This is a genomic window from Streptomyces sp. NPDC050388 (genome assembly GCF_040655635.1).
In the GTDB taxonomy this organism is placed as follows: Bacteria; Actinomycetota; Actinomycetes; order Streptomycetales; family Streptomycetaceae; genus Streptomyces.
The window spans coordinates 1-19,085 of sequence record NZ_JBFAKH010000002.1; the positions used below are offsets into that span (position 1 = coordinate 1).

The 19,085-nt window shown below is 71.8% G+C and carries 17 protein-coding genes; 10 read left to right on the forward strand and 7 right to left on the reverse strand.

The window, feature by feature from the left end; all coding sequences use genetic code 11:
• Positions 1-228, reverse strand: a 228-nt coding sequence (locus AB0I73_RS01460; protein ID WP_363032612.1) for a hypothetical protein, incomplete at its 3' end; no start/stop codon positions are given.
• A gap of 306 nt (positions 229-534) precedes the next feature.
• Between AB0I73_RS01460 and AB0I73_RS01465 the strand changes: the two genes are divergently transcribed.
• Together AB0I73_RS01465 and AB0I73_RS01470 are read left to right on the forward strand one after the other, a co-directional pair.
• The gene (locus tag AB0I73_RS01465) at positions 535-1,470 is read left to right on the forward strand and encodes a fibronectin type III domain-containing protein (RefSeq protein WP_363032945.1); all 936 of its coding nucleotides are present in this window, start codon (positions 535-537) and stop codon (positions 1,468-1,470) included.
• 165 nt (positions 1,471-1,635) lie between these two features.
• Positions 1,636-2,172, forward strand: a complete 537-nt coding sequence (locus tag AB0I73_RS01470) for a hypothetical protein (RefSeq protein ID WP_363032613.1) — start codon at positions 1,636-1,638, stop codon at positions 2,170-2,172.
• A gap of 51 nt (positions 2,173-2,223) precedes the next feature.
• On the opposite strand, the gene AB0I73_RS01475 is transcribed toward AB0I73_RS01470, so the two are convergent.
• From AB0I73_RS01475 to AB0I73_RS01485, 3 genes are all read right to left on the reverse strand, one after another.
• Positions 2,224-2,889, reverse strand: coding sequence for a PadR family transcriptional regulator (locus tag AB0I73_RS01475; RefSeq protein WP_363032615.1), 666 nt, complete (start codon positions 2,887-2,889; stop codon positions 2,224-2,226).
• Between the two features lie 31 nt (positions 2,890-2,920).
• A complete protein-coding gene (locus AB0I73_RS01480; RefSeq protein ID WP_363032617.1) occupies positions 2,921-4,936 on the reverse strand; it encodes an NADPH-dependent 2,4-dienoyl-CoA reductase in 2,016 nt (671 codons plus the stop codon).
• A 149-nt stretch (positions 4,937-5,085) separates the two neighbouring features.
• Entirely contained in the window at positions 5,086-5,457 is a 372-nt protein-coding gene (locus AB0I73_RS01485) for a hypothetical protein (RefSeq protein WP_109382174.1), read from the reverse strand.
• Positions 5,458-5,701: 244 nt separating this feature from the next.
• Here AB0I73_RS01485 and AB0I73_RS01490 point away from each other — a divergent pair, with 244 nt between their 5' ends.
• Positions 5,702-7,816 carry a SpoIIE family protein phosphatase gene (locus tag AB0I73_RS01490; RefSeq protein WP_363032619.1) on the forward strand — a complete coding sequence of 705 codons (2,115 nt, stop codon included), beginning with the start codon at positions 5,702-5,704 and terminating at the stop codon, positions 7,814-7,816.
• On the opposite strand, the gene AB0I73_RS01495 is transcribed toward AB0I73_RS01490, so the two are convergent.
• Positions 7,758-8,660, reverse strand: a complete 903-nt coding sequence (locus tag AB0I73_RS01495) for a putative protein N(5)-glutamine methyltransferase (RefSeq protein WP_363032621.1) — start codon at positions 8,658-8,660, stop codon at positions 7,758-7,760. The genes AB0I73_RS01490 and AB0I73_RS01495 overlap by 59 nt on opposite strands.
• Positions 8,661-9,028: 368 nt before the next feature.
• Between AB0I73_RS01495 and AB0I73_RS01500 the strand changes: the two genes are divergently transcribed.
• The 4 genes from AB0I73_RS01500 (at position 9,029) to AB0I73_RS01515 (ending at position 12,837) form a co-directional block, all read left to right on the forward strand.
• Complete coding sequence (locus tag AB0I73_RS01500) at positions 9,029-9,634, forward strand: sulfite oxidase-like oxidoreductase (RefSeq protein WP_363032947.1); 606 nt, start codon at positions 9,029-9,031, stop codon at positions 9,632-9,634.
• A 10-nt stretch (positions 9,635-9,644) separates the two neighbouring features.
• Positions 9,645-10,427: a ferredoxin reductase gene (locus AB0I73_RS01505; RefSeq protein ID WP_363032949.1), complete on the forward strand. Its 783-nt coding sequence runs from the start codon at positions 9,645-9,647 to the stop codon at positions 10,425-10,427.
• Positions 10,428-10,617: 190 nt separating this feature from the next.
• Entirely contained in the window at positions 10,618-11,586 is a 969-nt protein-coding gene (locus AB0I73_RS01510; RefSeq protein ID WP_363032623.1) for an acetylxylan esterase, read from the forward strand.
• 183 nt (positions 11,587-11,769) lie between these two features.
• On the forward strand, positions 11,770-12,837 hold the full coding sequence (locus AB0I73_RS01515; protein WP_363032625.1) for a right-handed parallel beta-helix repeat-containing protein: 1,068 nt from the start codon (positions 11,770-11,772) through the stop codon (positions 12,835-12,837).
• Positions 12,838-13,039: 202 nt separating this feature from the next.
• Here the strand turns inward: AB0I73_RS01515 and AB0I73_RS01520 are convergent, their stop codons facing one another.
• Both AB0I73_RS01520 and AB0I73_RS01525 read right to left on the reverse strand, forming a co-directional pair.
• Positions 13,040-14,722: a multicopper oxidase family protein gene (locus AB0I73_RS01520; RefSeq protein ID WP_363032627.1), complete on the reverse strand. Its 1,683-nt coding sequence runs from the start codon at positions 14,720-14,722 to the stop codon at positions 13,040-13,042.
• A 270-nt stretch (positions 14,723-14,992) separates the two neighbouring features.
• Positions 14,993-15,721 (reverse strand): class I SAM-dependent methyltransferase, encoded by a 729-nt coding sequence (locus AB0I73_RS01525; protein WP_363032629.1) that lies wholly within the window; start codon positions 15,719-15,721, stop codon positions 14,993-14,995.
• Between the two features lie 88 nt (positions 15,722-15,809).
• Between AB0I73_RS01525 and AB0I73_RS01530 the strand changes: the two genes are divergently transcribed.
• The 3 genes from AB0I73_RS01530 to AB0I73_RS01540 all read left to right on the forward strand — a co-directional run bounded on the left by AB0I73_RS01530 (position 15,810) and on the right by AB0I73_RS01540 (position 19,083).
• Positions 15,810-16,208: a nuclear transport factor 2 family protein gene (locus AB0I73_RS01530; protein WP_363032631.1), complete on the forward strand. Its 399-nt coding sequence runs from the start codon at positions 15,810-15,812 to the stop codon at positions 16,206-16,208.
• Between the two features lie 449 nt (positions 16,209-16,657).
• The gene (gene rho, locus AB0I73_RS01535; protein ID WP_363032633.1) at positions 16,658-17,809 is read left to right on the forward strand and encodes a transcription termination factor Rho; all 1,152 of its coding nucleotides are present in this window, start codon (positions 16,658-16,660) and stop codon (positions 17,807-17,809) included.
• 83 nt (positions 17,810-17,892) lie between these two features.
• Positions 17,893-19,083 (forward strand): serine hydrolase, encoded by a 1,191-nt coding sequence (locus tag AB0I73_RS01540; protein WP_363032635.1) that lies wholly within the window; start codon positions 17,893-17,895, stop codon positions 19,081-19,083.
• The last annotated feature ends 2 nt before the right edge of the window (positions 19,084-19,085 follow it).

Genomic DNA, 19,085 nt, shown 5'->3' on the forward strand with positions numbered 1-19,085 from the left:
GGTGGGGGCGGCTCCCTCCGGGGCGCGTGGGGGGTTGCCGGGGGGGGGGGGGTCCACCCCCCTCCGTCCGCCCCGCGGGCGGTCGGCGCTGACGGCGCCGTCAGCGCCGTCAGCGCCGACGATGTTCTCCTGCTGCACGACCGGTTGCTCCGTGCGGGCCTGGGACGAGGTGTCGTGGAGCGTCGCCGGGGCGAACAGGGAGACGCCGGCCACGGCCGGTATGAGCACCTGGACAGGGTTCACGGTGTGCGGGCTTCGCGTAGGGGACACTGCCGAGCACTCGGCCGATCTCATCCCGGAGTGGTGCCGCGGCCACCGGGACAGGACCGTACGATGCACCCTCGGCCCCCTCACAGGACCCCACCACACCCTCTTGATGTGGCCGCGTCAGCCACGCCATATTGGTACGGACCATTTCACCGTTTCCTGTGCCCTTCGGGAGGCAGAGCCGTGCGAGGCGTTCCTGTTGCCGTGCCCCCGCGCCGACGTGGCGCGCTGCGCGGGGTGCTCCGTGGCACGCTCTGCGGTGGGCTCCTGCTGATCGTCTCCTGCGGTGGGAACGGAAGCGGGAACGACGGTGAACGGCCGCCCGGGGCTCCGACGGGTGTCACGGCCGAGGCCGGCAGCGCCACCAGCGTGCATGTCATGTGGAACACCGTCACCGCCGCGAGTGCCGAGGTGAGCCGGTACGAGGTGTATCGGGGCGCCACAAAGGTCAAGGAAGTACCCGGTTCCGAACACATGGTGGATGTCACCAGGCTCCGGCCCGCCACCACGTACGCCTTCACCGTGCGGGCGCGGGACACGGGCGGGCGGCTCGGACCGCGCAGCCGGGAGGTCCGGGCGACGACACCCGCGGCCGCGGCGGCCGACCGGTCCGCGCCCAGCCGCCCCACGGACGTCCGCGGCACAGCGGCCGGCAGCCGGGCGGTGCAGCTGTCCTGGTCGGCCTCGGCGGACGACCGGGGCGTGCTCTCGTACGAGGTGTACCAGGGAGAGACGAAGATCCACAGCGTCGGTGGGGGCCAGACCGCCACCGTGGTGACGGGGCTGCGGCCGGGCACCCGCTACAGCTTCACCGTCCGGGCCCGGGACGCCGCCGACCATCTCTCCCCCGCCGGTGCCCCGGTCCGCCTCACCACACCGGGCCGTGACGACGGTCGCGCCACGGCGCCCACCGGTTTCCGAGCCACGAGTCACCGCTCCGAGGGTGCGTACCACATCGACCTCAGCTGGGTGCCGCCGCGCGTGGACGGGGTGATCACCGAGTACGAGGTGCGGCTGGACGGCCGCGCGGCCACCTCACTCGTCTACGGAGGGGACGCGCCGCGCGACCGGGCGACGTACAGCTTCTACGCGGGCGAGGAGGCGGGGGTCACCCATCGGGTACGGATCCGGGCCAAGCTGCCGGACGGGACCTGGGGTGGTTTCTCGGCGGAGCGCACGGTGACGACGGGCTCGCGCCGCTGAGCCCCCTCTCCGTCCGGGCGACGGCAGTCGTCACCTGCCCGGCGGCGGCCGGAATGCGCCGCGGGGCGGGTGCGCATTGGCTGGGCCCGTGACGGCACGGGCGTTCCCCGATCCTCGGCGGCGCAAGGGATGTACCGCCGGCCGTGCCGCCGGAAGGCAGTTCACATGCGCTATTCGAAGCCACTGCTCCGTTCCGGTCTGACCGTGGCAGCCGCCGCCGCGCTGCCCCTGACCCTGGCGGGCCCGGCCGCCTCGGGTCCCGGGATCTCCGTGAGCACCACCGGCTCGACGGTCTCCGTCACCACCACCGCGTGCGCCCAGCTCAACGGCAGCTGGGGCACCGCCTCGCTGCTCGACGGCAGCCAGTCGAACTTCTCCCAGGGCCGCCAGGTGGCGCTGTCCGGGACCGGTTCGGGACAGTCCGCCGCCTGGTCGGACGTCCGCTCGGGAACCCACACGGTGATCGTGATGTGCTCGAACGGGACCACCGCGGGCACGCAGTCCGTCGTCGTCGCCGATCCCGCTCCCAGCCCGGCGGTCTCCGACCCGTCCTCGCCGACCCGCGGGGTGCTGGGCGGCGTCGGCGGCGGTTCCACGGACTACGGCACGGTGACACTGGTGGCCGGCGGCGCGCTGGTCGGCACCGGCCTCCTCGCCACGGTCTGGTACCTGCGGCGGCGCGGCAAGCCGAACCGCCTCTGAGACGGCGCCGGCCGCCATCACGTCCGACGCGCTCCGGTCGGGCGGCCGGCGTCACTTCCCTCCGGAGCCCGGTCCGTCCGGTTCCGCATGCCCGGAGTCGGACGGATCCGTGGGGGCGGAGCCCGGCGAGCCGGGCGGCTCGGCCCGCCCGGTCCGCTCGCTCCGCCCTGCCCGCTCGGTGTCCGGCAGCTCCGCGAACTCCGTCAGCGCGTGCTCGAGCCACCGGGTCCAGAAGGTCTCCAGGTCGATGCCGGCCCGCAGCACCAGATGTCGGAGCCGGTCCTCCCTGCCGTCCCTGCCGGGCGGGAAGTCGCGCTGCTCGATGTCCTTGTACTCCGCCAACTGCCTTTCATGCAGCTCCAGGTGGCGCCGAAAATCGGCCTCGAGCCCCCCGGTGCCCACCACCGCCGCCGCCCTCAGCCGCAGCAACAGCGCGTCGCGGAGCGGTTTGGGGTCCTGCGAGGCGGAGGTCCAGCGGGCCAGTTCGGCGCGGCCCGCCGGCAGGACCTCGTAGGACTTCTTCTGCCCGCGGGCGGGCTGTTCGGCGGACAGCGCCCGGATCAGACCCTCGGCCTCCAGTTTCCCCAGCTCGCGGTAGATCTGCTGGTGCGTCGCGGACCAGAAGTAGCCGATCGACTTGTCGAAGCGCCGGGTCAGCTCCAGCCCGGACGACGGTTTCTCGAGCAGGGCGGTGAGGATGGCGTGCGGGAGTGACATGGGATCGATCCTAGGGACGGGATGCTCCGCTCTACAGGGCTGCCGCCAGCTCCGTACCCTGCTTGATGGCGCGTTTGGCGTCCAGTTCGGCGGCCAGGTCGGCACCGCCGATCAGGTGGACGGCGTGTCCGGCGGCGACCAGTTCCTCGTACAGGTCGCGGCGCGGTTCCTGGCCGGTGCACAGGACGATCGTGTCCACCTCCAGAATGGTGCTCTCGCCGTCGACGGTGACATGCAGACCGGCGTCGTCGATGCGGTCGTAGCGCACACCGGGGACCATGGTGACGCCGCGGTGGCGGAGTTCGGTGCGGTGGATCCAGCCGGTGGTCTTGCCGAGTCCCGCGCCGACCTTGGACGTCTTGCGCTGGAGCAGGTGGACGGTGCGCGGCGGGGCGGGCCGCTGGGGTGCGGTGAGACCGCCGGGCGTGCGGTGGTCCATGTCGACGCCCCACTGACGGAAGTACGTCTCGGGGTGCTCGTGCGCCTTGTCACCGCCGTCGGTGAGGAACTCGGCGACGTCGAAGCCGATGCCGCCCGCGCCGAGGATCGCGACCCGGTCGCCGACGGGGGCGCCGTCGCGCAGCACGTCGAGGTAGCCGAGCACGCTCGGGTGGTCGATGCCGGGGAGGTCGGGCACGCGCGGGCTGACGCCGGTGGCGACGACGATCTCGTCGTGGTCGGCGACGTCGTCGGCCGTGACCAGGGTGTCCAGGCGTACGTCCACGGCCAGTTCGGCGAGCCGGGTACGGAAGTAGCGCAGGGTCTCGTCGAACTCCTGCTTGCCGGGGACCTTCCGCGCGACGTTGAGCTGGCCGCCGATCTCGCTCGCGGCGTCGAACAGGGTGACGTCGTGGCCGCGTTCGGCGGCGCTGACGGCGCAGGCGAGCCCGGCCGGACCGGCGCCGACGACCGCGACGCGCTTGCGGTGCCTGGTTGGTGACAGCACCAGTTCGGTCTCGTGGCAGGCACGCGGATTGACCAGGCAGGAGGTGATCTGTCCGCTGAAGGTGTGGTCCAGGCATGCCTGGTTGCAGCCGATGCAGGTGTTGATCGCCTCGGACCGGCCGTCCGCGGCCTTGGCGACGAAATCGGGGTCGGCGAGCATCGGGCGGGCCATCGACACCATGTCGGCGTGTCCCTCGGCGAGCAGTTCCTCGGCGAGTTCGGGGGTGTTGATGCGGTTGGTGGTGACGAGTGGGACCGAGACCTCGCCCATGAGCCGCTTCGTCACCCAGGTGTACGCACCGCGGGGTACCGAGGTGGCGATGGTGGGGATGCGGGCCTCGTGCCAGCCGATGCCGGTGTTGATGATCGTGGCGCCGGCCGCCTCGACGGCGCGGGCCAGTTCGATCACCTCGTCCAGGGTCGAGCCGCCGGGGACGAGGTCCAGCATGGAGAGCCGGTAGATGACGATGAAGTCCTCACCGACCGCCTCGCGCACCCGGCGGACGATCTCGAGGGGGAAGCGCGTCCGGTTCTCGTACGAGCCGCCCCAGCGGTCCGTGCGCCGGTTGGTCTGCTCGACGATGAACTCGTTGATCAGATAACCCTCGGAGCCCATGATCTCGACGCCGTCATAGCCGGCCTGCCGGGCGAGGCGGGCGGCTCGGACGTAGTCGTCGACGGTGCGCTCGACCTCGGCGTCGGTGAGTTCGCGGGGTGCGAAGGGGCTGATCGGCGCCTGGAGCGGGCTGGGGGCGACCAGGTCCTGGTGGTAGGCGTACCGGCCGAAGTGCAGGATCTGCAGGGCGATCCGCCCGCCCTCGCGGTGCACGGCCTCGGTGACGGTCCGGTGCTGCTCGGCCTCCGCGTCGGTGGTGAGCTTCGCGCCGCCCTCGAAGGCCCGCCCCTCGTCATTGGGTGCGATGCCACCGGTGACGATGAGGCCCACGCCGCCGCGGGCACGGGCGGCGTAGAACTCGGCCATGCGCGCGAAGCCGCCCTCGACCTCCTCGAGGCCTATGTGCATGGACCCCATGAGGACGCGGTTGGGCAGGGTCGTGAAGCCCAGGTCGAGGGGGGTCAGTAGGTGCGGGTATCGGCTCATCGGGCCCTCCGTGCGCGGTGTGGTGCCTCTGTTGTAGAGGACGCGCACCCGTTTGTGCAACTAGTTGCACAAACATGACGGAGGGCATGGTGAGCAGGCGGCGCAAGGACCGTCGGGGGTGTCCGTGTGCGCCGCCGCGCCCCGGCGGGTCACCGGCTTTCGAGGCGGATGTGCAGTTCCTCCTCCTGGTCGCCCGACACCGTGCTCAGATCGTGCACCGTGAACAGGGAGTCCAGGGTGGTGCGGAACCGGTCGACGGCCCAGTAGCCGCCGTGCACGTCGGCGTCGACCGACGACGACAGCCGGGCCGGGCGGGCGCCGCCCTCCTGCGGGGCGGCTACGTCGAACGTGCCGAGCCACACCATCGGGCGGGTCTCGTGGAACTTCTCCGGTACGTCGTCGGAGCACCGGTCGGACGTGTAGCACGCGCACAGCGTGTCGAAGACGATCCGCGCGTCATGCTTGTCGCACCCGCTGATCTCGACCGAGACGGATTCCGGGTGCGCTCGTTCACTGCCCATCGTGATCGCTCCTCTCGTCGCCACACCGGCTTCCCCTCCCCTCCCCAGGGAAACACCGCCCGCGCGGGGGCACTACCCGCGCACCACCGGCGTGCCCGGGAGATCGCGGGGCGCCCGCCGGATGAGAGGAAGAAGGTGGCAGGAGACGGTCGGAGCGGCGGAAAATCGCCCCCACGCGCGGTAGAACAAGGGATGGCGGCACCGCGACGGCGTGCCGTGAGAATCGGCGAAGGCGGGGCGTGCGATGAGTTCAGCCGAGTCACCCCTGGTCGAGGGCGACGGGGCGGCACCGGGGCCGGTCCGTCCCAGCGGGCTGCTCGACGTGCTGCGTGTGGCCTCGGTGGTGCTGGACCCCGAGGGGCGGATCGTCCTGTGGAGCCCCCAGGCCGAGGAGCTGTTCGGCTACAGCACCGAGGAGGCGCTGGGCCGGTACGCCGCGCGGATCATGGTGGACGAGCGGTATCTGGACCTGGTGGTCGAGCTGTTCTCCGACGTCATGCGCACCGGGCAGAGCTGGGCCGGGGCCTTCCCCATCCGACGCAAGGACGGCGGCACCCGGATGGTGGAGTTCCGCAACATGCGGCTGACGGACGACCGCGGCGCCGTCTACGCCCTCGGCCTCGCGGTCGACCAGTCGACCGTGCGCCGGATGGAGCGGGACGTGGCGCTGTCCACCCGGATCGTCGCCCAGTCCCCGATCGGGCTGGCCGTACTGGACACCGGTCTGCGGTACGTCTCGGTCAACCCGGCGTTGGAACAGATCAACGGCATGCCGGCCGACGACCATCTGGGCCGCACGGTCCGCGAGGTGCTGCCGGGGCTGGACGCCGACGCCGTCGAGGCCGCGGCGCTCCGGGTCCTGGACACCGGGAAACCGGTCGTCGACCAGTCCATGATCGGCCGGACCCCGGCCGATCCCGAGGTGGACCACGCCTGGGCGGTCTCGCTCTACCGGCTGGAGAACGCGCTCGGCTCGGTGCTGGGCGTGGCCGTGTCCGTGGTGGACATCACCGAACAGTACCGGGCGGCCGTGGAGGCCGAGACGGCCCGGCGCCGGCTGGCCGTCGTCGCCGACGCCTCGGTGCGGATCGGCACCACCCTGGACCTGGAGCGTACGGCCCGTGAGCTGGCCGACGTGGCCGTGCCGGAACTGGCCGACGTGGCGGCCGTGGATCTGCTGGACGCGGTGGTCCGGGGCCACCGCAGCACCCTCGCCCCGGCCGAACCGGCGATGATCCGGGCGCTGGCGGTCCGGGGCGCGGGCGCGGGCTCGGACGACGCCCTGCGGGCGGCCGATCCGCCGGGCCAGGTGGCCCGGTACGGCCCGGACCGGCTGGTCACCGAGTGCGTACGCACCGGCCTGCCCGTGATGCTGCCGCAGGTGAAGGACGAACACCTCACCCGCATCGCCCGCTCCGCCCAGGCGACCGAACTGCTGAGCCGGGCGGGTGTGCACTCGTATCTGGCAGTGCCGCTCATCGCGCGCGGCGAGGTGCTGGGCGCGCTCGACCTCAAGCGCACCGGCAATCCGAGGCCGTTCGACGAGGACGATCTGCTGCTGGCCCGGGAACTGGCCGCCCGCGCAGCGGTGCAGATCGACAACGCCCGCTGGTACCAGAGCGCCCGCGACGCCGCGCTCACCCTGCAGCGCAGTCTGCTGCCCAGCCATCCGCCCGTCACGGGCGGTCTCGAGGTCGCCTCCCGCTACCAGCCCGCGGGCAGCACCAGCGAGGTGGGCGGTGACTGGTTCGACGTGATCCCGCTGGGCGGCGGCAGGACGGCCCTCGTGGTGGGAGACGTGATGGGCAGCGGCATCCCGGCGGCGGCCACCATGGGACGGCTGCGCACGGCGACGAACACGCTGGCCTCGCTCGGCCTCGATCCGGCGGTGCTCCTGGAGCACCTCGACCGGATCGTCGGCGGTCTGGAGGATGCCATCGCCACCTGTGTCTACGCCGTCCACGACCCCCGTGAGCACCGGTGCCTGATCGCCAACGCGGGACATCTTCCGCCGGTACGGGTACGGGTCGGCGGCACCCCGGAACTGCTCGATCTGCCCACCGGGGTGCCACTGGGCGTGGGCGGTGTCAAGTTCTCCACGACCGTCGTCGGGATCGAGCCGGGCGACCGGCTGGTGCTCTACACCGACGGCCTCGTCGAGACTCGCCGGCACCCGCTGGACCAACGTCTCGGCCGTCTGCTCACGCTGCTGCACGGCCCCGACCGCTCCCTCGAGGACATGTGCGACCTGCTGCTGCGCACGCTGCACGAGCCCGACAACTTCGACGACGTGGCCCTGCTCATCGCCCGCGCGACGATTCCCGGCGGTACGGAACGCGCGGGCCGTCCCACGGTCTGACGCCGATCACGACATGGGCGTACTCCTCCTCGGATGTGGCCCGACGGGCCCGCAGTCCGGCACCGGTGAGGACGGCGGCGGCCGCGGGAGCCTGCCGGCGGCTCGTCTCGACCAGGAGGCACCCGCCGGGCGCCAGCCAGTCGGGGGCTCCGGCGGCCACCCGGCGCAGCACGTCGAGTCCGTCCGTGCCGCCGTCGAGTGCGACGCGCGGCTCGTGGTCGCGGGCCTCCGGCGGGAGCAGACCGATCTCGCCGCTGGGCACGTACGGCACATTGGCCGCGAGGATGTCGACCCGGCCGCGCAACGCTGCGGGCAGCGGCTCGAACAGGTCTCCGACGTGCACCTGGCCGCCGGCGTCCGCGACATTGCGGCGGGCACAGCGCACGGCTACCGGGTCGATGTCGGCGGCGTGCAGTTCGACCGCGCCGAGCCCGTCGGCCAGCGCCGCGCCGACGGCGCCCGAACCGCAGCACAGGTCCACGACGACGGTCGCGTCGGGTGCCTGGGCGAGCGCCTGCGTCACGAGGAACTCGGTACGGCGCCGGGGCACGAAGACACCGGGGGTCACGGCGATCCGTCGGCCTCTGAACTCGGCCCAGCCGACGACGAGTTCGAGCGGAAGCCCGCACACCCTGCGCTCGACCATCGCGGTCGCTTCGTCCGGGGTGTGCGCGGCGGTGAGGATCAGCTCGGCCTCGTCCTCGGCGAAGACACAGCCCGCGGCGCGCAGCGTGGCGACGACGGAGTCCCGGGCGGCGGGCGCGGAAGGCGGGGCGGGTGGCGGCCCGGCGGGAGAGAACCGGGGGGAGGACTGCGGGACGGGCGAGGGAGACGGGGACGGCATGGCGGCAAGGGCCTTTCAAGAGCCGAAGGGCGCTCCCGCGGTCACCTACTGCGGGTGATCCGCGTCGCTTCGAGGTGGGAGCACCCGACCTGACACAGCGGTAATGGGTCCCACCTCCCTGGGCCGTCGACGGCTGGGACCGTCCGCAGCCGGGTCGCCACACTACCCGACGACGCTGCCGGTCGTACGGCGTTTTCCGTACGGCGCGGTGCACACGGTGCGGCGGGACCGAGACCGGCGGTACGGTCGGGGACCGGCAGGCGAGATCGGTGTGCGGGTGTTCTCCGGCACCCCGTACGGTTGAAGCCGGAGAACATTTGAAACACCAGAACCATCTGAGCACCACTCGCAACGGAATCGCCGATCACGTGAACATCACCCGCGGCTTCACCGGCCGCCCCCGCGCGGACCGTCCCGGCCTGCCACCCGGCCAGTACGACGCGGGCGACGAATGGCCCGTGCTGTCCGCCGAGGTCACCCCCGACCTCGCGCCCGCCGACTGGACGTTCCGGATCGACGGGCTGGTGGCCGAGCCCCGTACGTGGGACTGGGAGCAGGCGCACGCCCTGCCGGCCTCGGCGTACGAGGGCGCGATCCACTGTGTGACGGGCTGGTCGAAGTTCGGGGTGCGGTTCGGCGGCGTCTCCCTGGACACCTTCATGGATCTCGTCCGGCCCGACGGGTCCGCCACCCATGCCGTCGCCTACTCGCACACCGGCTACACGGCGAACCTGCCGCTAGCCGACCTGACCGGCGGGCGGGCCTGGATCGTCCGGGAGTACGACGGTCGGCCGATCCCGCCCGAGCACGGCGGCCCGGCCCGGCTGATCGTGCCGCACCTGTACTTCTGGAAGAGCGTCAAGTGGATCGCGGGCCTGCGGATCCTCGACCACGACGAGCCGGGTTTCTGGGAGGGCAACGGCTACCACGCGCGCGGCAATCCCTGGGAGGAACAGCGGTACTCCGGTGACTGAGCGACTGACACTGCCACGAGGGCCGAACGATCCGGCTCCGCCCGCCCGGTTCACCCCGCCGACGCGGTTCGCCGTACCCGGACGCATCGGCGTGAGCGAGCAGACGGCCTCGGTGTGGCGGACGGCGACACTGACCGGGATCCGCCGCGAGACCCCACGCGCCGCGACTTTCCGCTTCGCCGTGCCCGGCTGGCCGGGACACGTGCCGGGTCAGCACCTGCTGCTGCGGCTGACCGCCGAGGACGGCTATGTGGCTCAGCGCCACTACTCGATCGCGTCCGCACCGGACGACTCCGGCCACATCGAGGTGACCCTGGACCATGTGGCGGGTGGCGAGGTCTCGGGCTGGTTCCACTCGGTGGCCCGGCCCGGCGACCGGGTCGAGGTGCGCGGCCCGCTGAGCGGCTTCTTCGCCTGGCCGGGCGACCGGCCCGCGCTGCTGCTGGGAGCCGGCTCGGGTGTGGTCCCGCTGATGTCGATGGTGCGGCACCACAGGGCCCGGGACCTGTCACTGCCCCTGCGGCTGCTGGTGTCGGCGCGCAGCCCCGAGGAGCTGATCTACCGGGGTGAGTTCGGCGCGGAGACCCTGCCCGTGTTCACCCGGAGCGCGCCGGAGGGCGTGGCCGTGGGACGCATGACGGCCGCACATGTGGCACCGCTCCTGGCCGACGCTCCCGAGGACGGGTGGGAAGCCTATGTGTGCGGTTCCAACTCCTTTGCCGAGCACGCCTCCAGGCTGCTTGTCGCGGCCGGCCAGCCCGTGGACCGGATCCGTATCGAGCGCTTCGGCTGACCCGTGCCCCGCCGGGGCCGCCGTCCTGCGGCGGCCCCGGCGGGCACAAGCGCTTTCCGCGCTCTTTACCTGTGTGCCTCTTTCCTCGCGTCGGGCACGGACGGAGTCCCGCACGTGCTCTGGCGACTGTTCCCGCGGCCCACGTACGGTGTGATCGCTTCGTACTGTCTCCGTACAAAGGCGGTCCCCCATGGCCCTGTTCGACCTACCGCTCGACGAACTGCGCGAGTACCGGAGCGCGTCCACGGCCCCGGAGGACTTCGACGCGTTCTGGTCCAAGACGCTCGCGGAGGCACGCGAGCACGACCTGGACGTCCGCTTCGAGCCGGTCGACACCGGCCTGTCCACGGTGCGGGTCCTCGATGTGACGTTCGCCGGTTTCGGGGGCCACCCGGTCAAGGGCTGGCTGACGCTGCCCGCCGGGGCCGAGGAACCGCTGCCGCTGGTCGTGCAGTTCATCGGCTACGGCGGGGGCCGCGGTCTGCCCCACGAGCATCTGCTGTGGGCGTCCACGGGCCGGGCGCACTTCGTGATGGACACCCGCGGCCAGGGCAGCGCCTGGGGCGCCGGCGGTGGTACGGCGGACCCGGTGGGCGGCGCGCCGGCGTACCCCGGGTTCATGACGCGTGGCATCGACGCACCCGAGAACTACTACTACCGCCGGGTGTTCACGGACGCGGTGCGCGCGGTGGAGGCGGCCCGTGCGCACCCGCTGGCCGACGCGGCCCGTACCGCGGCCGTCGGCGCGAGCCAGGGCGGCGGAGTCGCCCTCGCGGTGGGCGGTCTGGTCCCGGACCTGGCGGCCGTCGCCCCGGACGTGCCGTTCCTGTGCGACTTCCCGCGTGCCGCGACGCTCACCGACCGGCATCCGTACCGGGAGATCGGTCTCTTCCTCAGGACGCACCGGGGCCGCACCGAGGACGCCCTGCGCACCCTGTCCTACTTCGACGGCGTGCACTTCGCCGCCCGCGGCCGTGCCCCGGCGCTGTTCTCGGCGGCCCTCGAGGACCAGACCTGCCCGCCCTCGACGGTCTTCGCGGCCTTCAACGCCTGGACGCACGACGACAAGTCCATCGAGGTGTACGACTTCAACGACCACGAGGGCGGCGGCCCCTTCCAGGAGGCGGCCAAGCTCCGCTGGATGCGCTCGTACGTCTGACCTCGCGAAAGCGCGGGGCCGGTGCGCCGTTCGATCACGGCCCCTGCCCCTGTCCACGCCGTGCCCCTGTTCCGGCCGGGCAGTCGGCGACGGAGCCGGGGAACAGGTCCGATCGGCTCCTTTCCGTATCCATATGGTCGCCAAGAGTGGCGGCGCTGCGGGGGCGCCCATAACGTCGGGATCATGAGGAAATACCAAGTCACGTGCCTTAGTTGCGCCATCGCGCCCCTCGTCGTCGGCCTGGGCGCCCTCGCGCCGGCCGCCTCCGCCCGCAGCGGATCCGAGCAAGTGGTCCGTCCGGACCAGTCCATCCAGGAGGCCGTTGACGCGGCCGCCCCCGGAGCCACCATCGTCCTGACGCGGGGCACCTACCGCGGAAGCGTCACGCTCACCAAGCCGCTGACCCTCCGGGGCGCGGGCGAGCAGACCGTGATCGTGCCCGGAAAGGACGAGGAGGCAGGAAGCGCGTGCGCCAAGGCGGGGGACGGCATCTGTGTCACCGGCACGGACGACAACCCCGTCGCCGGGGCACGGATCCAGTCGCTGACCGTCAAAGGGTTCAAGAGGAACGGTGTCTCGGCCACGCGCACCGACCAGCTGGAGGTCCGCCGGGTGACCGCCCGGGACAACGGTCAGTGGGGCATCGCGCAGGATCGTTCCACCCGCGCCTCGTTCCGCTACAACACCGCGAGCGGCAACGGCGACGCCGGGCTCTACACCGCCAACGTGTTCGAGGCCGACGCGGAGAGCAAGACCCTCGACTCCCGTGGCACGGTGATCAGCGGCAACCGCCTGACGGGCAACCGGATCGGCATGACCACCCGTCGGCTCAGGAACCTCACCGTCGAGCACAACGTCGTCACCGGGAACTGCGCGGGTGTCTTCGTCGTGCTGCCGCGCACGGTGGGCGACCTGACCGTCCGCCGCAACGCGGTCTACGAGAACAACGAGTACTGCCCCGCCTCCGCGCGCCTGCCCCACCTCCAGGGGGTCGGCATCGTCCTCGTCGGTACGGAGAAGGTGCTGGTGACGCAGAACGCGGTCCACGACAACGTGGGTGACTCCCCGTACTCCGGCGGGATCGTCGTGTTCGGCAGCATGGACGGCGTCTCCAACGATCAGAACACCGTCCGCGACAACCTCGTACTGGGCAACGGCCCGGCGGACCTGGTCACCCGCGACGAGAAGGGGAAGGACAACAAGTTCGTCAACAACGTCTGCCGGACCTCCGAACCGGCCGGCGCCTGCTGACCGGTTGGTCGGCTTCTCCCGCCCAGCGGGGGAACCTCACGCCGAGCGGACGTGAGGGCATGCGTGTGGCACGGCGCCCGGAACGGCGAAAGGGCCGGCCCGGAGGAGAAGCCCCTCCTCCGAGCCGGCCCTTTCGCCGTCGGCAGGTTCCGCCACGGGCTTCGCCCGGTGACGCGGCCTCCCCGACGGGGCAGCCGCTCGGCTACTGGTAGCCGAGCGTCGTCATCATTCCGGACTCCGAGTGGTAGATGTTGTGGCAGTGCAGCATCCACAGCCCTGGATTTTCCGCGTCGAGATCGGCTACCAGCTTGTGGTGCGGCAGCACCACGGACGTGTCCTTGCGGGCGCCGGGGGAGTCGGTGTCGGCCAGGCCGTAGGTGTGGCCGTGCAGATGGACGGGATGCCACATGTCCGTGCCGTTGAAGACGACCAACCGCACCCGCTCACCACGTTCGATCTTGTGAATGCGGTCCGGCGAATAGGGCCGGTGGTCGATGCCCCAGTCGAATTTCTTCATACTGCCGGTCAGGATGAGTTTGATCTGACGGTCGGGTTCGCGCCGGTCCAGGGCCACGGATTCGTGCGGCTGCAGCCGCCCGGCCGAAACCAGCACGTTCCGGTTCAGCTCCCTCGGACGCGCGGACGGTTTCGGCGCAGCGCCGCTGCCCGCGCGCAGGACGGCCATCGCCGACCCGCCTTTCCCCTCGGCGAGCGCGGTGAACGGGAAGACCCCGCTCTTCACGGTGACGAGCACGTCGTACCGCTCGGCCATGCCCAGGAGCAGCGAATCGACCTTGTGGTGCTGCACGGGAAAGCCGTCGCTGTGGGTGACGGTGAGCTGGTGGTCCCCGAGCGCCACCCGGAACGCCGTCTCAGCGGCCGCGTTGATGATGCGCAGCCGGATGCGTTCGCCGGGCTTGGCCTTGAACTGCGTGGGGTCGACCGAAGTCCGCCCGTTGATCAGGTAGTACGGGTGGTCGACGTTGCCCGCGTGACCGCCGAGCAGCCTGCTGAAGGCTCTCTTCATCACCCGGTAGGTGCCCTTACCTCCCTGCGGTGGCTCCGAAGAGTCGTCCCCGTGACCCGGCGCATGGGCCAGGGGCGGCCCGTGCCCGACGTCGATCCCTCCCCGGGGGCGGGAAGGCGGGGCGTCACGCTCTTGCTCGCCGTGCCCCGGGCCGTGCCCCATTGCGGGTTTGCCCTTGCGGAGCTGCGCGAACACCTCCTCCGGGGTCGAGCCGTTCACCCCGTCGAGCCAGTCGTCGAGCATGATGACCCACTCCCGGTCGTAGGAGAGGGGCTCATGGGGGTCGTCCACGATCAGTGGCGCGTAGAGGCCCCTGTCGATTTGCAGGCCCAGGTGCGGGTGGAACCAGTATGTGCCGGGGTCCGGAACCTGGAACCGGTACGTGAACGATTTGCCCGTGGCGATCGGCCGCTGCGTCACGTGCGGCACGCCGTCCATGTCGTTGGGCACGGCGATGCCGTGCCAGTGGACCGTGGTGGCGTCCGGCAGATGGTTGTTCAGGGTCAGCTTGAGCGTTTCCCCTGCGGTGATGCGGACCTCGCGGCCTGGCAGCTCGTCACTGTACGTCCATGTCCTGACGGTCTGTCCGCCCCCCAGGTCGACCGTGCTGGGAGTGGCCGTGAGGGTCAGCCCCCGTGTCGGCCGTTCGGAACTCGGAGTCTCTGCGGGCGGTGCCTGCGTGCCGTCCCGCGGAGGGGCGGAACGCGCGGGCTCGGCGCCCGGAGCACCGTCGGTGCGGTTGTGGCCGCTGTCCGAGCAGGCGGCGAGCAGGCCGGATCCCACGGCGGCGATCCCGGCACCGAGTACGGCGCGGCGGGGTTGAGAAGAAGTCTGACGGTTACGTTCCTGACTGAACATGGCCCTCCGGTCGGTCGCACACGCACCCACCCCTGCCCGAAAGGGCCTCGAGTGGGGGTGGACACAGCACGACCCAGCATGGGGCACAGCGCCCGAAACATCCGGTACATCCCGAATCGCCGATGATGTCGACCCTAAGTTGTCCCGCCCCGCGGGGGAGGCTGAATGGCTGGTCAGGGCGGGGTGACGTGGTTTCAGGTTCACTGGTTCGGCCGCTGCCTGGTCGGCGTAGCGTTTCTGCTCGACAAGGCCGACCTGGGCACGCCCCGGCTACTCCTCGGGCCGCTGGGCGACGACCAGGCGGACCCGGGGGCTGCCGTCCGGCCGCTGCCCGAAATCGGGCAGCGGGTGGAGTTCGACCCGGAATCCGGCCCGGTCCAGCTCGCGCCGGAGGTCGCCGAAGCGGAGGGCGCGGTAGTACATGACGAACGGCGGGCGCCACACCGCGTTGCGCACCCGCATCACCGCGTCGAAGCCCGTCAGCATCCAGTACGCGAGTGAGCCCGGCCGGGGCGGAGCGACCACCGGGAAGGCGAACCGTCCCCCCGGCCGCAGCACGCGGTGGACCTGGGCGAACAGCTCCGGCAGCTCGCGCGGCAGGAAGTGGCCGAACGCCCCGAAGCTCACCACCAGATCGAAGGCGGGCCCGAACGGCAGCGCCCGCGCGTCCGCCCGCACATGACCGGCCGGCGGTCCCCCGGGCCGGGTCCGCTCGCGCGCGACGGCGAGCATGCCCGCGCTGAAGTCGACGCCGGTGACGCTTCGACGGCACACCCGCGCCAGTACGTCCATGCCCGCACCGGTGCCGCAGCACAGATCGAGCCCCGTGTCGAACGGCCCCAGCCTCCGCAGCATCCCGGCGGTGGCGTCGAGCACCGAGTCGGGCGTACGGAAAGGGGTGTGGTCGAACTTCGGCGCGAGGAGGTCGTAGCCGCGCTCCACGGACGACAACGCCTGGACGGCGAGTTCCCGCAGACGCGGGCCTTCGGGGCTGAACATCGGATCAGCCTAGACCCAGGCGTTGCCCGAAGGGCCGAGGAGCTAGCCTCGTGCGCACCTGTGCGATCCGTTGATGTGAGGAGCTGTGATGCGGGCATTCCGTGAGGCTGTCGAGGCGCACGACATGGACGCCGCCGAAGCGCTGCTGGCCGAGGACGTCGTCTTCACCAGCCCGGTCGTCTTCAAGCCCTACACCGGCAAGCCGATCACGGCGACGATCCTGCGCGCGGTGGCGGAGGTCTTCGAGGACTTCCGGTACCTCCGGGAGATCAACGACGTGAACGGCCGCGACCACGCGCTCGTCTTCTCCGCGCGGGTGGGTGACCGCGAGATCGAGGGCTGCGACTTCATCCATGTCGACGACGACGGCCGTATCGACGAATTCACCGTGATGGTGCGCCCGTTGTCCGGCGCGCAGGCACTCGCGGCCGCCATGGGCGCGCAGTTCGAGAAAATCGCGCGTGAGGAGCGGGACCGCTTGGTCTGAGCGCACTCGGGAAGGGCGGAGCACCGCCGAATCGCCCGACCGGCTTCGCCCCGGGGCCCGCCGACCGTCCCGGCGGGCCCTTCTCCGGCTCTCCGGCCCGTACACCGTCGCCCTCGACCGCGCTCTCGCGCCCCGTGGTACCTTGACGGCAGCACCCGTTCAGCGCCTCCACGCACACCGCAGGCGTCGGTGCCTTTCCTCTCTTTCTTCTTTCGTTCTTCTCTCCTTTCCACCGGTTCATCGGTTCGCCGATCCGCCCGTCGTTTCCGACCGGCCGTCCGGCTTTCCACACCACCTCGTGAGCAGGGCTTCATCGCCACGGCCGAGGTGCTGTTTCCCACAGCCCGGGGTTGCAGACGCACACTCCGGCACGGTTCCCCCTTTTTTCTTCGTACGTCCGTTCCGCCGCATGTGCTTCCCCCCCGTCGTCCACGAAAGGTCCGACCTCCGTGACCACCACCGCACTCCCCCGCCCCTCCGCCCACCAGCAGCCCCGGCCCGTCAGCGGTGTCCTCGACATCGACGCGGCCGGGAAGGCGCAGCTACGGGCCGGCACCTGCCTGCCCTCCCCGTCCGACCCCGCCGTCTCCCCCGTGCTGGTCCGCCGACACGGCCTGCGCAAGGGCGATCACGTCGAGGGGCTGCGCGGCGACCGGTGCGGTCTCACCGAGGTGGCCCGGGTCAACGGCCGTACGCCCGACGTGCTGCGCCACCGACCACACTTCGGGGACCTGACACCGCTTCACCCGCGGGAGCGGCTGCGCCTGGAGCACCCCGCGTCCGGTCCGGCCGGGCGCCTCGTCGATCTCCTCGCGCCCGTCGGCAAGGGGCAGCGCGGTCTGCTCGTGGCCCCGCCGAAGACCGGCAAGACCGTCCTGATCCAGCAGCTCGCGGCGGCCGTGGCGGGCAACCACCCCGAGTGCCGGCTGATGGTCGTACTGCTCGACGAGCGTCCCGAGGAGGTCACCGACATGCGGCGCTCGGTGCGCGGCGAGGTGTACGCCTCGACCTTCGACCGGCCCGCGCAACAGCACATCGCTCTCGCCGAGCTGGTGATCGAGCGGGCCAAACGACTGGTCGAGGCGGGCGAGGACGTCGTCGTCCTGCTCGACTCGCTGACCCGGCTCTGCCGGGCGTACAACAACGCCGCGCCCTCCGGTGGCCGCACCATGAGCGGTGGGGTCGACACGTCCGCGCTGATCGGGCCGAAGCGGTTCTTCGGCGCCGCCCGCAAGGCGGAGGAAGGCGGCTCGCTCACGATTCTCGCCTCGGCCCTGGTGGAGACCGGCTCCCGCGCCGACGAGTTCTACTTCGAGGAGCTCAAGGGCACCGGCAACATGGAGCTCCGGCTGAGCCGCGAAGCGGCCTCCCGCCGGCTGTTCCCGGCCGTCGACATCGTCCCGTCCGGCACTCGTCGCGAGGAACTGCTGCTCACCCCGGAGGAGTTGACGGCCGCACGCGGCCTGCGGCGGGTTCTGCGGCCCCGGGACGGGCAGGCGGCCGGCCTGGAAACCCTGCTGGAGCGGATGCGGGAGACCCCCGACAACGCGACCTTCCTCCGGCGCGTCCGGCCGACCCTGCCCGGCGGCCGGCCGACGTGACGGCGTGCGGCATCCGGGTGCTCGCGAAGGGCCTCCGGCCCGGTCACCACGGCCCTCCAGGGTTCCATTCCTACGTTTGCCGTATGGCTATCGGATTTACTTCGCGGGCTGCCGTGTCCACCTGCGCCCTCTGCACGGTGGGCCTGCTGGCGCTCGCACCCGCCGCGGCGACCGCCGGTACGCGTCCGAACCCCGCGCCGCGGGCCGGCTCCGGAGCACGCGCCGCGCCGGACTCACTGCTGTACCGCTCCGGCACACAGGTGCGCCCGCGCGCCGAAGCACCCGAGGTCCCGGAGCTGTCCGCCCGATCGTGGCTGGTGGCCGACGCCGACTCCGGCGAGGTGCTCGCGGCACACGACGCGCACCGCAGGCTGCCGCCCGCCAGCACGCTGAAGACCCTGTTCGCCCTCACCGTGCTGCCCGTCCTGCCGGGCGGCCTCCGGCACACCGTCAGCGAGGAGGAACTCGCGGACGTCGGCCCCGGCAGCAGCCGCGTCGGGGTCGCCGAGGACCACACCTACCGGATCTCCGACCTGTGGAACGGGGTCTTCCTCAGCTCCGGCAACGACGCCGTGCACGTCCTGGCCGCGCTCAACGGCGGCTGGCGGGTCACCGCCGAGCGGATGCAGGAAAAGGCCCGCGCCCTGGGTGCCCACGACACCTGGGTGAAGTCGCCCGACGGCTACGACGCTCCCGGCCAGGTGTCCTCGGCGTTCGACCTGGCCGTCTTCGGCCGGGCGGGACTGCACAGCCCCGACTTCGCACGGTACTGCTCCCGCGTGGAAGCGATGTTCCCCGGCCGTGACGGCGGATCGTACGGAATCCTCAACACCAACCGGCTGCTCACCGGCGCCGACGGTGTGGATCGCTACCCCGGCCTCGTCGGGATCAAGAACGGCTACACCAGCAATGCCGGCAACACCCTCGTGGCGGCCGCCCGCAGGAACGGGCACACCCTCGTGGCCACGGTCCTCAACCCCCGGTCGGGCGGCGGGCACACCGTGTACGAGGAGGCACGCGCGCTGCTGGACTGGGGGTTCGAGGCGTCCGGCCGGGTCGATCCGGTGGGGTCGCTGGACGCCCTGCGGGCCACGTCGCTGCCGGGGCCCCGGGGCCGGCCCGCGGCCGGTCCGACCCCGGCTTCGGCACCCGAGGTACGGGACGCCGGGCCGGAGCGGCCGGTGGCGTGGACGATCACGTGCACCGCGCTGCTGGGCGCGGCGGGCGTGGCACTGTTCCTGCGGCTCAGGTGGGGTCCGGCCGTATCGGGGTGATC

Coding starts and splice junctions, on each gene's coding strand:
- AB0I73_RS01470 (WP_363032613.1), top strand. CDS start 1,636: ATGCGCTATTCGAAGCCACTGCTCCGTTCCGGTCTGACCGTGGCAGCC.
- AB0I73_RS01475 (WP_363032615.1), bottom strand. CDS start 2,889: ATGTCACTCCCGCACGCCATCCTCACCGCCCTGCTCGAGAAACCGTCG.
- AB0I73_RS01480 (WP_363032617.1), bottom strand. CDS start 4,936: ATGAGCCGATACCCGCACCTACTGACCCCCCTCGACCTGGGCTTCACG.
- AB0I73_RS01485 (WP_109382174.1), bottom strand. CDS start 5,457: ATGGGCAGTGAACGAGCGCACCCGGAATCCGTCTCGGTCGAGATCAGC.
- AB0I73_RS01490 (WP_363032619.1), top strand. CDS start 5,702: ATGAGTTCAGCCGAGTCACCCCTGGTCGAGGGCGACGGGGCGGCACCG.
- AB0I73_RS01495 (WP_363032621.1), bottom strand. CDS start 8,660: ATGCCGTCCCCGTCTCCCTCGCCCGTCCCGCAGTCCTCCCCCCGGTTC.
- AB0I73_RS01510 (WP_363032623.1), top strand. CDS start 10,618: ATGGCCCTGTTCGACCTACCGCTCGACGAACTGCGCGAGTACCGGAGC.
- AB0I73_RS01515 (WP_363032625.1), top strand. CDS start 11,770: ATGAGGAAATACCAAGTCACGTGCCTTAGTTGCGCCATCGCGCCCCTC.
- AB0I73_RS01520 (WP_363032627.1), bottom strand. CDS start 14,722: ATGTTCAGTCAGGAACGTAACCGTCAGACTTCTTCTCAACCCCGCCGC.
- AB0I73_RS01525 (WP_363032629.1), bottom strand. CDS start 15,721: ATGTTCAGCCCCGAAGGCCCGCGTCTGCGGGAACTCGCCGTCCAGGCG.
- AB0I73_RS01530 (WP_363032631.1), top strand. CDS start 15,810: ATGCGGGCATTCCGTGAGGCTGTCGAGGCGCACGACATGGACGCCGCC.
- AB0I73_RS01540 (WP_363032635.1), top strand. CDS start 17,893: ATGGCTATCGGATTTACTTCGCGGGCTGCCGTGTCCACCTGCGCCCTC.